Here is a 12,018-nt window from a genome sequence, read left to right on the forward strand (position 1 = left end):
TTTTAATTTTGAATGATAGAATGAGTGAATGAGTGAATAAAATAGGATCGAAGATCATCCTTCTGATCGCGGTAGCTATTCACTCATTCACTCATTCACTCATTCAAAATTAACTATTCAGGGGCGAAAAACAAAAAAGCCTCCGGGGATCAGAGACTAAGTTGTGGAAGAAGAGATGAGAGGGGTTATTCCCATTTCAATTCGCTGCCGCCCACGTCTTCCAGTTCATCTTTCACAGCATACTGGGAGAAGTCGAATTCAGGCATCAAATCGGATTTAATATATTGAATGGTATCGTGTAAAGCGTCAGAGAACTTGTCGAAATCTTCTTTGTAGAGAAACATTTTGTGTTTCTCATAAATAAAACCGTCGCCCTGCGGATGCCGGCGGCTTTCGGTAATGGTCAGATAATAGTCGTTGGCGCGGGTGGATTTGACGTCAAAGAAGTAGGTACGTTTTCCAGCTCTGACGCGCTTGGAAAAGATTTTTTCTTTCTCTTTTTCTTCCACAATCTCTGGTGGTTTGAGGTGATTTAAACGCTAAAATAAGCGGATTAGTATAACTAGCAAAAATATTGCCTCAAATTAATTTTCATAGCGTACGGCCCAAACTGGACAGGTTTAAGAGAACACTAGAATAAAGAAAGAAAACAGTTTGCTTCTTAAGCAGTTGCTGTTATCTTTGTCATGAGGGAATTGTTAAATTTCTGCTAAAGGTGGGGCGCAAGTGTCTGACGCTCAGCCTTTTTTTGTTTTCCACCAAACCTCAAACTGTATGAGTATAATCGTCACGATCATGCTGCTTTTTGGCGGCATGAAATCAACGGAGGCCCAGTCGGGTCTCATACAGAAAGGAAAGGCTTCTTTCTATTCAAAACGCTTTCATGGGAAAAAAACCAGTTGCGGAGAACGTTATCAGAACGACAAACTGACGGCGGCACACATTTCTCTGCCCATGAACACCATGGTCGAAGTGACCAATTTGTCCAATAATCAATCCGTTGTCGTTCGGATTAACGACCGGGGGCCGCACGGCAAAGGCCGCATCATCGATCTGGCCTATGCAGCCGCGAAAACCCTGGGAATCGTTAAAACCGGCATCGCCAATGTGGCCATCCGGGTTGTCGGTCATAACCGGAAAATAACCGAGCCTGCCACCGCCGTGTTGTTTCCGCTTACGAACCGTTTAGAACCGTTGCTTGCCCCCATCGATACCATTTAAGCGCGGAGAACGTTTTCATATCGCGGTTGGATCACTGAATCAAAGCGTAGTTTGCGCCGGGCGCATTTCAGACACAAGGCAAATTTGATGCGCCGGATGCCTAAACTACCCTTCGAATCCCTTTGATGATCCGGCCGCGATCTGTATTTTTACGACTATGGCAACGCAAGTAGATTTACTGAAAGTCCGGGAGTACGGTAATGTGGAGTTTCTGGCCCGCCAAATGGTGGAAGGATTCATTACCGGTTTGCACAAGTCGCCCTTCCACGGTTTTTCGGTCGAGTTTGCCGAACACCGGCTCTATAATACCGGCGAAAGCACCCGCTACATCGACTGGAAAGTGTTTGCCAAATCGGAACGCCTGTTTGTCAAGCGGTTTGAAGAAGAAACCAACCTGCGCTGCCACCTGCTGCTCGACACCTCGTCGACGATGTATTACCCCGAACCGGGCTACGGGAAAATTACGTTCAGCATTCTGGCTGCTGCCTGCATTGCCTATCTGCTCCAGCGCCAGAAAGATGCCGTTAGCCTGACCACCTTTGCCGAAGGAATTGACATTCAGACGCAAACGAAATCGACGCCTTCACACGTTCACAAAATCTTTCAGCAACTCAACACGCTGCTGCAACAACCGCCCCCGCTGCGGAAAACGTCGGCGGCCGAAGTGATTCACCAACTGGCCGAAAAAATCAACAAACGATCGCTGGTGGTCATTTTCAGCGACATGTTCGAGAATGTTTCGGATGTCGACCACCTCTTTTCGGCCCTGCAACACCTCCGCCATAACCTCCACGAAGTGCTGATTTTTCACGTCATCGATAAGAAGACCGAGGAAGATTTTAGTTTTGACGAACGACCGTACGAATTTATCGACCTGGAAACCGGTGAAAAAGTGAAAGTGCAGCCCAACCAGGTGCGCGACAACTACCAGACGGCCATCAAGAATTTTTACCACGAACTCAAACTCCGCTGCGGCCAGTACCGGATCGACTTCATCGAAGCCGATATCGCCAAAGGCTTCGACCAGATTCTGACGAGCTATCTGGTGAAACGGACAAAGATGAAGTAGTTTGTTTTGACGATTGACCATTGACGATGGTCAATCGTCAAAACAAACTATTTCCCCTTCACACTCGCCTTCGCATCCTTCATCGGGGCCGGTTTTTTGGTCATTTTCTGCTGTTGGAGGAAGTTGAAGTAGCCTTCCAGATCTTCAACCGGTAATCGGCGGGCCAGGATTTTCTTGTCTTTGTCGAGCACATACACCGTCGGGGTGGAATATACGTCATATTTCGTTTTGTAATCGACGGGCGCACTCGGGCCGTAGACGTTCAACAGACTCTGCAATTTAAACTCCCGGATAAATTTCTTCCAGATCGCTTCGGTTTTGCCAATGGCTACCGCGTAAATCTGCACGCCTTTGGCTTTATTTTTATCGTAGAATTTCTTCAGCGCGGGGGCCGACTCCCGGCAGTGGCCGCATTCAGGATCGTAGAAAAACGCAATGGTATACTCCGCTTTGACGTTGTGCAACGGCTGAAATCGCCCGAGTGTATCCTTCAAACTCACGTTGGGCAGGGTTTTGCCGGCCAGTAGCGGTTTCAGAATCTTCACCCGGTCGCGCATGCTGGTAAGCGTGGAAGTATCGCTGACGGGCATTACCCCGGTCAACCAGTATTTCTCGGCCATGTGAATGAACAAACCGTCGGTGTTCAGCACCTTCTTTTGCTCTTCATACTGGTTGGTAATGTACCAGATCGTGTATTGCAGAATGTCTTTGTTGGCTTTCGCTTTATTCACCAGGTAATCTGCCGCCGGAATCAGCGAATCGACGGTTTGCACGGTCAGTTCCTTGAGGTAACGGTCGAGTTTGGTTTGAAGAAAGGGCGTCCGCATCAGCCGTTCGTCCGAAAAATCAAAACCATCGAGAAAGTGATTCCGGTAATAATTAAAAACAAAATTGGAATCCGGGCGTCCGTTCGCCAGCTTCGGCGCTTCCGGAATTTCGGGCTCTTCTGCCGCCCGGAACAGCTTAACCGTCAGCGTATTGGCATTTTTGGCCATGAAGTCTTTGCGGTAGTCTTCCACTTCTTTTTGACCGGCGGCAATCTGGCTGGCCGATCCCCCGCTTTTTTGCAAAGCACCGATTTCTCCGTACTTTTTGCTCAGGAATTTCTGGTACCCATAAAAAAGCTCATTTTCGCGGGAACCGGTCACTTTCATGGATTCAATGACGTTTACCGTATCGGCCTCAATCGAAAACCGCTGTTCGCCAATCACCAGTTGGAGAACGGGTTTGGCATCCACCACGATCATATACAACCCGCCGGGAAGATCCTTCGGCCCGTCGAACACCAGACGTCCTTCAGCGTCGGCGGTGGCGGTGTCGCGGGGCGTAAACTGCGTCTGACCGTAGAAATGGGCCAGATAGGCGGTTTTGTTGGCCAGTCCTTTGATTTTGGCCGTAACCAGGTGACCTTCGGACGATTGCGCCCGCAGAAACGGGGCAGAGAGGAGCAGCAGGAACGCCGTAAAACAGAACCGTCGATTCATGAATTGTGTGGTTGGTTGACCAGAGTTTGTCATACAAAGATACTACTTATAACGATTGGGGCGTTGGCCTTCGCATACACGATGTTCTACTTTCTTTCCAAAGTATTCTCCTTTCTGCTCATGCCCCTGGGGCTGTTGACCATCCTTTTACTGGTAGCGATCCTCACCAAAAATCATGCCCGTCGACGCAAAGCCCTGCTTGCGGCCGTCGTGCTGCTGCTGATTACCGGAAATGGGTTTATTTCCAATGAGGTTGCGCGCTGGTGGGAGATTCCGCCGGTTACGCTGCCCGCGCCGACGCGTCCCCGCATTGGGGTGGTGCTGACGGGCGGCATGGTGAAGGTCGACGGGGAGCCTCGAAACCGCATTTATCTGGGCGATCAGGCCGACCGGATGGGGCAGGCGTTGCTGTTGTATAAAGCCGGGCAGATTCAGAAAATCCTGATTAGCGGAGGCATTGGCGGTATTTTCCGGAGCGACGTTGCCAACGAAGGCCAGCTAACGCGGCAATTTCTGATGCTGGCGGGCGTTCCGGCGCAGGACGTGCTTCTTGAAAACCGGTCCCGCAACACGCATGAGAACGCACTTTTCTCAGCCCCAATACTTCAAAAACGGTTCAACGGGTATGAATACGTGCTGATCACGTCGGCCTGGCACATGCGCCGGGCGATCGGGTGTTTTGAGAAACAGCACATTACCGTAACACCTTACCCGGCAGCTTTCATCGGCGGACCACGCGAGTTTGCGCCCAACCACCTGCTGCTGCCTTCCGAAAAAGCCCTGTTTAGCTCCTACTGGCTGATCCACGAACTGGTGGGCTACACAGCATACCGGGTTGCGGGGTATATCTAAACGCTCAGAATCCGTACCATCCGCAGCAAATCCTCGTTGATCGGTTTGGGCAGTTTGATGGTGTCGATGAAGGGCGTATAGAGAAGCTGGTTGTTGACAACGCCGGCCATGACGTTCTTCTCCCCGTTTAACAAGCCTTCCAGGGCTCCCAAACCCAGGCGGCTGGCCAGAATGCGGTCGTAGGCCGTTGGAATGCCTCCGCGCTGGATATGGCCCAGGGTCGTCACGCGCATGTCGACGTCGACGCCCACCTGCGAGCGGATTTTTTCGGCTACTTCGGCGGCATTGCCTTCTTCGTCGCCTTCGGCTACAATGATAATGGAGGAGGATTTGGAACGGCTCCAGCCCTGTTTCAGCGTCTCGACTACTTCCGAAATCGGCGTCAGCACTTCCGGCACCATCACCATTTCGGCGCCCCCGGCAATGCCCGATTGAATGGCAATGTAGCCCGAGTCGCGGCCCATCACTTCGATAAAGAAAATCCGGTCGTGTGAATCGGCGGTATCGCGAATTTTGTCGATGGCTTCCAGGGCGGTATTGACGGCGGTGTCGAAACCGATGGTGTAGTCGGTACCGTACAGATCGTTGTCGATGGTGCCCGGCGCGCCAACGGTTGGAATCTGGTATTCTTCAAAAAACTTTAAGGCTCCGGTAAACGTCCCGTTTCCGCCGATGGCCACCAGGCCCTCGATACCGTGTTTAATCAGTTGATCGTGCGCTTTCTGACGGCCTTCGGGAGTCATGAACTCTTTGCTGCGGGCGGATTTGAGGATGGTTCCACCGCGTTGAACAATGTTGCTCACGGAGTGGGACGTCATGGGAAAAATATCGCCGTTGATCATTCCGTTGTACCCCCGACGGATGCCGAAAACTTCGACGCCGTGGTAAACCGCTCCCCTGACAACCGCCCGAATACAGGCATTCATGCCAGGTGCGTCACCGCCGGAAGTAAAAACAGCTAAGCGCTTCATATTAAAAGTCTATTTTAAATTTCCTATGTGCAAAAAAATATTCGTCTGCCTTTTGCTCGCGAACCGCAAATTTATTTTCATTTTTGGACAAACCGACAAATGTGTTCAACGAAAAACGAATTTAATACGGACGTAATGCTGAAAACCGGTGATTGACAGGTGGTTACTCATTTAAAATACTTAATCAATTAACTGATTGACAGGTGATTGTATTCAGCTTGCCGGTTGCTTGCGATGGTGTTGTAACTTGCGTTTAATAACGGGATAAACCGCATACGTTATCTTTACGGACGCAATACCGATGCCGGCGCCGGCCAGAACATCGGCCCAATGGTGCTTTTCGTTGGCCACCCGAAGCACCGACGTAGCACTTGCCAGGACATAACCCGCGATGCTGATCCACGGACTTTTGTGTTTATACGCCTGGTGCAGTAATTCCGCCCCCGTGAAGGCTACGGCGGCATGACCGGACGGAAACGATCGGCGGTCGGAACCGTCGGGGCGGGTGGAGTTGATCGTGCGTTTAAAGACCTCGGTGACGCCCGCCATAGCCACGTTCGACAAAACCGTCACGGCAATTTCGTCGCCCAGGTTGACCGCCGGTTTCACCCCCGCCAGTTGCAGCGCGACCCGCAGGCCATACGGCCCGAAACGCAGGTAGTCGTCCGCCGAACTGACGTGCCCCGTTGATTTAAAGGGTTCCCGGTTGGGGTGGCCAAGCAGGGCCGCTCCGCCCCCTGCCAGCGTGGCCGGCACAATAAAAGACGTTAACGGAAACCGTCGTTCGGTGGGAATGGAATCACCGGCCGTTTGGGCAAAAAGCGGAAGAGAAGCAAGCCAGAGGAATAAGGAAATCAGGGTTTTATGCGTCATTTCAATGGTAGAGGACTGTATCTGACAATTCGGTTGCACTTTCGATTTCTGCCCGTGTAGAGAGTAATTCGGCGGTTATTTAATGTAAGAAACTATTGAAGGCCCATCTAAAAGACACCGTGAATGAACTTTTAAGGGTGAAAGCGAAGATCAATCGTCACTGATGCCTACGCACAAACTTACTCGAAAAGCTGTAAAAAAGCATTCCTACGGAGTTGAATCGAAAATAATGGAACCATTTGTGTCCGTTGTGGTCACCAGGTCGTATTCCCGGTAATGTCCAAACCACTCAACCGCGGGTAGGTACAGGTCTACCAGCGGTTATAGAGCGTCACCCACGCCCGGAGCCGGTTTTCGGCTTCGTCGGTCAACTGCCCCGGCTGTAGCCGCCAGAGCCAGTTGTTGGCGGTGGCCGCCGGGGTGTTGATCCGGGCGGTTTCGTCCAGCCCCAGCACGTCCTGCACCGGCAGAATCACCGTTCTGGCCACCGAGGCATACACCAGTTGCCCCAACGCCAGATGCACGGTTTTTTCGGAAACCGGCTTCCCGATGTATTCCGCCACGGTTTTCTGTTCAGTCGGACTCAGGTTTTGCCGATACCAGCCCCGGGTTGTGTTGTTGTCGTGCGTGCCGGTGTAGGCAATGAAATTGGGCGTATACTGGTGAGGAATGTGTGGAGAGAGCGGTAACGCTTCCTGAAAAGCAAACTGAACGACCTTCATGCCCGGCAACTGAAACGCATCGCGTAGCTGATAAACCGCTTCGCTGATGTCGCCCAAATCCTCGGCCACCAGGGGTAAAGTGCCCAGTTCCTGGTGCAGAACCCGGAAAAAATCGGCTCCCGGCCCCGGTTTCCACTCACCCCGGATGGCGGTTTTCTCCCCGGCCGGAATTTCCCAATACTCCGACAGCGCGCGAAAATGGTCGATGCGCACCAGATCGAACAACTCCGTATTTTTCCGGATGCGCCGAATCCACCAGTCATAGCCACGCTCTTTGAGCCGATCCCAGCGAAAAACCGGCATGCCCCAAAGCTGACCGTCGGCGTTGAAATAATCCGGTGGCACCCCGGCGACCGTGATCAGTTTTCCGGATTCATCCAGACTGAACAGTTCCGGATGCGACCACACATCCGCCGAATCATAGCTCACGTAAAACGGCAAGTCGCCCAGCAGGTGAATGCCCCGCTGGTTACAATACGTTTTGAGGCTCTGCCACTGCCGGTCGAAACTGAACTGCAACCAGCGCACTTTTTCCAGTTCGTCCTGATGAGCCTCCCCAAACGCCTGCAACGCTTTCGGCTGGCGCAGGCGGTATTCTTCCGGCCATTCATACCAAGGTTGCCCCTGGAATTTCTGTTTCAGGCCCATGTACAGCACAAAATCGGTGAGCCAGTGGGCTTCACGCTGGCAAAACGCCCGAAACCGGCTTTGCAACGGGCTGGCTTTCAGTTGGGAGAAATTCCGGTAGGCTTTCTCCAAAAGCCCATTGCGAACCCGCTCGGCGCCGGCATAATCCACCCACCCGGTGGTCGGTAGCTGATACGCGCGCAATTCATCCCAATCCAGCAAACCGTCCTGCGCCAGGGCTTCCGGGCTTAGGATCAAGGTGTTGCCAGCCATGCTGGAATAGGTGCTGTAGGGCGAATGCCCCGCGCCCGGTTCCGTGGGATTGAGCGGCAGAATTTGCCAGTAATGTTGCCGGCTCCGGCTCAGAAAATCGGCAAAAGCCCGCGCTTCCGGCCCCAAATCACCAATGCCAAAAGCCGAGGACAGGGAGGTGACGGGCAACAGCAGGCCCGCGCTCCGGTCGGTAAAAGCCGGTTGTAGTTTCAAAACCGCCAGCGGCAGTGTTTTGAATACCTCTTTCAGTGCGATGCCGTCCGTTGTTTTGCCGCTGGTCGGAAGCAGCATGTGCTTCCATTCGTCCGGCGCATCCGGCGGCAAAACGATCCGGGTATCTTTCCAGTCCAGAGCCGGAACGCTTTTGTTTTGCTGGCGGCTCATCACGGCCAGGTGCAGCGGAATGGCGACCACCAGCCAGGTCTGCCGGTGCCGACGCGCAAACGCCAGCACATACTCCCGGTATCGCCCTTCCACCGCCAGCGGAATGTAGTCTCCTTCGGCAAAGAGTTCGGTCGACTCCTGGTTTCGGGCGGTGAGCAAGGCGTGGGTCAACCAGAGCTTGATCCGGGCGTCATACCGGTTTTCCCACAGATCGCTCAACAGCGCATCCGAGGGGGCAGAATCGGGGTTGGTCAGTTCGTCCAGCCATTGCCGGCGCTGGTTATAATCGACGGGTCGGCGGTTGTCGGGATCGACCAGACTCAGGTCCCACAACTCACAGCCCTGATACACATCGGGAACACCGGGGCATGTCATTTTGAGAACGACCTGCGCCAGGGAGTTAACAATCCCGAAATCAGCCAGTTGCCGGTGGAATTTCTGAAAGCTTTTCCAGAAAGGTCGTTTGCGGTTCAGCAACTGCACAACGAAATTCCGGGTGGCTTCCTCATACGCAGCGTCGGGCTCGTTCCAGCTCGAATGCCGTTTGGCCTCCCGCAAGGCTTTTTCCAGATAGTCCTGAAGCCGGTTTTCAAAATCGTCGTCGTCCTGGTCCGGCATAGGATACGCCCCTACCAGCGTTTGGTAAATGAAATATTCGTCGTTGGCATCCGGCGCGCCCTTCTGCTTCAAGCTGGCGTTTAGCTGCTGCCATTCCTGTACGGTTTTCAGCCATTCGTCGGGCAAATCCGTCAGCACGTTCAGCCGCGCCCGGACGTCTTCTCCGCGCTTGGTATCGTGCGTCGAGGTGGCATTGAGGGCCAGCGGCCACTGCTGCCGGCGTTCCTGCATGGCCCGGTGAAAATCGGCCGGCGACAACCCAAACGTTTCCGGCGAATCGCCCACTTCGTTGTGGGCGATCAGCCGGTTGTAGGTATACATCAGCGTATCTTCCACCCCTTTGGCCATCAGCGGGCCGGTAAACTGCATACACCGCCGGTAAAAATGAGAAACCCGCTGGTTGTAGGCATCCTCGCCATCGGCCGGTTTTTGCAACAGCGTTTTCTCCAGCAAATCAACTGCCGTGAACAATTCCGGTTTCTGGCTTTTTAGGTCGGTCAGGATCGTCTGCACGGCGGTAGCCTCACTCTCGTCCAACGGAAATGTGCTGCCGTAATACCGGTAAACCGGGCAATACACCAAAAATGCGCCGAGGGCGGCCTGCAGGCTGTCGGGCGGCAAAACAGCCATCGCATTTTCTTCCACCAGATTCAGTTCCAGGAAAAACCGGTACAGGTTGTCCAGTTCTCCCTTCATGTGCCGGGCGAGAATGAACGCCTTTTTGTTCAGAATCTGCTGGTGAATGGGTGTGGTATCGGAAACGAGCTGCTGGTAGAATTCCGTCAGAACCGGTTCGCTGGCGGATTGCGTAAACAGGTTATTGACCTGCGCCAGAAACTCATAGCCGGTGGTTCCCTGAATGGGCCAGGCGGTTTCCAGCGGTTCGCCGGGTTCCAGAATTTTTTCAACGATGAGGTACGTTTCTTCCCCCGCCAGTTCCCGCAGCCGTTCCAGATACTGGCCGGGGTCATACAAACCGTCGATGTGATCGACGCGCAACCCGGTAAATACGCCCTCGACCACCAGGTCCTTGATTCCCTGATGAACAGATGAAAACACCGCGTCATTCTGCACATTCAGGCCAATCAGGCTGCTCACCGTAAAAAACCGCCGGAAATTGATCCGCCGATCGGTTTCTTGGTGGTGGCTCAACTGATACACCTGCTCGTCTGCCAGTTGACGGATTCGCTGCGGGTCGCGGTTGAGGGCGCTCAGACACGACTTGAGGTAGGTCTTGACGACCGGATTTTTCTGTAAGGACGCAAGCTGCTGCCGGAATTCGTTCATGCCCAGTGCATAGGCTTCGGGTTCTTCCACCAGTTGAAGGGGACGGATCTGGTCGAGCAGTTGCTGAACCGATTCCAGCATCGGCTGCTCATCCAGCGCCTGCAAAACCGTTGGGTACGACCGCAGGCGCAACGGATAGGCCGTGTCGAAATACCGCAGCACCAGCCGCCCGTCCTGGTAAGCGACCTTCAGTTCCCGGTTTTTGATGACGTCGTCGAGGGGCGCGCCCAGAAACGGAACCGCCAGCCGACCGTGAAAAAGCTGGCTCGTCCAGACGGTATCGAAAAAAGGCATAAACCGCGACAACGGGCCTTTTTCCAGCACGTCCATCAGCCACGGGTTGTTGGGATGAAACGCCATGTGGTTGGGAACGATGTCCTGCAACCAGCCAATGCCCTCCTTTCGGAGTTTTTTGCTGAGCGTTTTCAGTTGCTTTTCCGTGCCGATTTCCGGGTCGATGCGGTGCGGATTGACCCCATCGTAACCGTGCTGGCTACCCGGAACGGATTCGAAAACGGGCGAGGCATAGAGCGTACCAACGCCCAGTTTCTTCAAATAAGGCCGTATTTTATCAAAATCGCTGAACGTAAATCCACTATGAAATTGGATACGATAGGTAGCAACCGGATTAGTCATGAGTATCGGGTAAAGCCTGCGGATAAAGTATGTTCCAAGAACCGTTTGTCAACCGCCGGGCTGGTCGACAAACGGACGTGCCGGGATGAGCACCTCTATAGTAAGCAATGACCGGAATAGAATGTTTAGATCTTTAAATGGGAGTTCGTAACGGCACATTGCCGTTTAAGTCTTCATACTCTTGATAAGCCATTCATCTGTGCGCCGTTTTGGAGGACTACTGGTTTTTCCAGAACAAAAAAACCGGTAGTAAGCCGGTTTATAATATCGGCTTACTACCAGTCCTGCCTGCACGTTTTCGAAAAATCAATTACTCACTTTTCGCTGACTCATTGATGGAGCCTTCGGCAATTTCCGTCAGCAGGGAATCGGTTTTCTTTTCTTCGGCCAGCGTTGCTTCCAGCAGTTGAGCCGCCTTCGGATAGCCCAGCACACCGGCGAGGGTTTTCAGCGTTCCGTAGGAAGCAATTTCGTAATGCTCCACTTTTTGTGCCGCCGAAATCAGGGCCACATCCCGGGTTAGCGTTCCCTCTTTGGTATCTTCCATCAACCCTTCCGCTTCCTCGATCAACCCCGCCATCGCATCACACTTTTTGGCCGACGCTTTTTCGCCCACCACCTCAAAGACCTGCTCCAGCCGGGCCACATGGTTTTCCGTTTCGGTCAGGTGTTTTTCGAAGGCGGTTTGCAATTCGTCCGACGTGGCTGATTTTGCCATTTTGGTCAGTGCTTTTGTCAAATGTTTTTCGGCCCAGTAGATGTCTTTCAACTCATCGACAAACAATTCCTTCAATTCGCTTTCTCCGTTTCCTTTTGCCTTTGCCATGATTTTAAACGTTGTTTTGTTAAGATTTACAAACTGTCGGTTCTGAAAGAAACCGTTTCAACAGCCCGACTAGTTGGCGTATCAACAGAAGCGGGCTGGAGTTGTTTTCAAAAAGTTAGCAACGTTTCCGCCTATCCCAAAACCCCGAATCAACCTGCACTTTTTAACCATTCTT

Annotated in this window: 9 protein-coding genes; 3 read left to right on the plus strand and 6 right to left on the minus strand. The window is 52.8% G+C overall.

Annotation, left to right across the window (positions count from 1 at the left end):
- Positions 1–185: 185 nt before the first annotated feature.
- Positions 186–509, minus strand: coding sequence for a DUF3276 family protein (locus DUE52_RS20770; RefSeq protein ID WP_114407973.1), 324 nt, complete (start codon positions 507–509; stop codon positions 186–188).
- 265 nt (positions 510–774) lie between these two features.
- Here DUE52_RS20770 and DUE52_RS20775 point away from each other — a divergent pair, with 265 nt between their 5' ends.
- Complete coding sequence (locus DUE52_RS20775; RefSeq protein WP_114407974.1) at positions 775–1,221, plus strand: septal ring lytic transglycosylase RlpA family protein; 447 nt, start codon at positions 775–777, stop codon at positions 1,219–1,221.
- 157 nt (positions 1,222–1,378) lie between these two features.
- Positions 1,379–2,290 carry a DUF58 domain-containing protein gene (locus DUE52_RS20780; protein ID WP_114407975.1) on the plus strand — a complete coding sequence of 304 codons (912 nt, stop codon included), beginning with the start codon at positions 1,379–1,381 and terminating at the stop codon, positions 2,288–2,290.
- A gap of 47 nt (positions 2,291–2,337) precedes the next feature.
- Here DUE52_RS20780 and DUE52_RS20785 read toward each other — a convergent pair whose 3' ends face one another.
- Positions 2,338–3,774 carry a TlpA family protein disulfide reductase gene (locus tag DUE52_RS20785; RefSeq protein ID WP_114407976.1) on the minus strand — a complete coding sequence of 479 codons (1,437 nt, stop codon included), beginning with the start codon at positions 3,772–3,774 and terminating at the stop codon, positions 2,338–2,340.
- An 81-nt stretch (positions 3,775–3,855) separates the two neighbouring features.
- Here DUE52_RS20785 and DUE52_RS20790 point away from each other — a divergent pair, with 81 nt between their 5' ends.
- On the plus strand, positions 3,856–4,626 hold the full coding sequence (locus DUE52_RS20790) for a YdcF family protein (protein WP_114407977.1): 771 nt from the start codon (positions 3,856–3,858) through the stop codon (positions 4,624–4,626).
- On the opposite strand, the gene pfkA is transcribed toward DUE52_RS20790, so the two are convergent.
- The 4 genes from pfkA to DUE52_RS20810 all read right to left on the minus strand — a co-directional run bounded on the left by pfkA (position 4,623) and on the right by DUE52_RS20810 (position 11,843).
- A complete protein-coding gene (gene pfkA, locus DUE52_RS20795) occupies positions 4,623–5,597 on the minus strand; it encodes a 6-phosphofructokinase (RefSeq protein WP_114407978.1) in 975 nt (324 codons plus the stop codon). The two genes, DUE52_RS20790 and pfkA, sit on opposite strands and share 4 nt — an antisense overlap.
- 213 nt (positions 5,598–5,810) lie before the next feature.
- Positions 5,811–6,470 carry a phosphatase PAP2 family protein gene (locus tag DUE52_RS20800; protein ID WP_114407979.1) on the minus strand — a complete coding sequence of 220 codons (660 nt, stop codon included), beginning with the start codon at positions 6,468–6,470 and terminating at the stop codon, positions 5,811–5,813.
- Positions 6,471–6,781: 311 nt separating this feature from the next.
- Positions 6,782–11,017: a malto-oligosyltrehalose synthase gene (treY, locus tag DUE52_RS20805; RefSeq protein WP_114407980.1), complete on the minus strand. Its 4,236-nt coding sequence runs from the start codon at positions 11,015–11,017 to the stop codon at positions 6,782–6,784.
- A gap of 310 nt (positions 11,018–11,327) precedes the next feature.
- Complete coding sequence (locus DUE52_RS20810; RefSeq protein WP_114407981.1) at positions 11,328–11,843, minus strand: YciE/YciF ferroxidase family protein; 516 nt, start codon at positions 11,841–11,843, stop codon at positions 11,328–11,330.
- Positions 11,844–12,018: the final 175 nt, after the last annotated feature.

This window comes from Larkinella punicea (assembly GCF_003334855.1).
In the GTDB taxonomy this organism is placed as follows: domain Bacteria; phylum Bacteroidota; class Bacteroidia; order Cytophagales; family Spirosomataceae; genus Larkinella; species Larkinella punicea.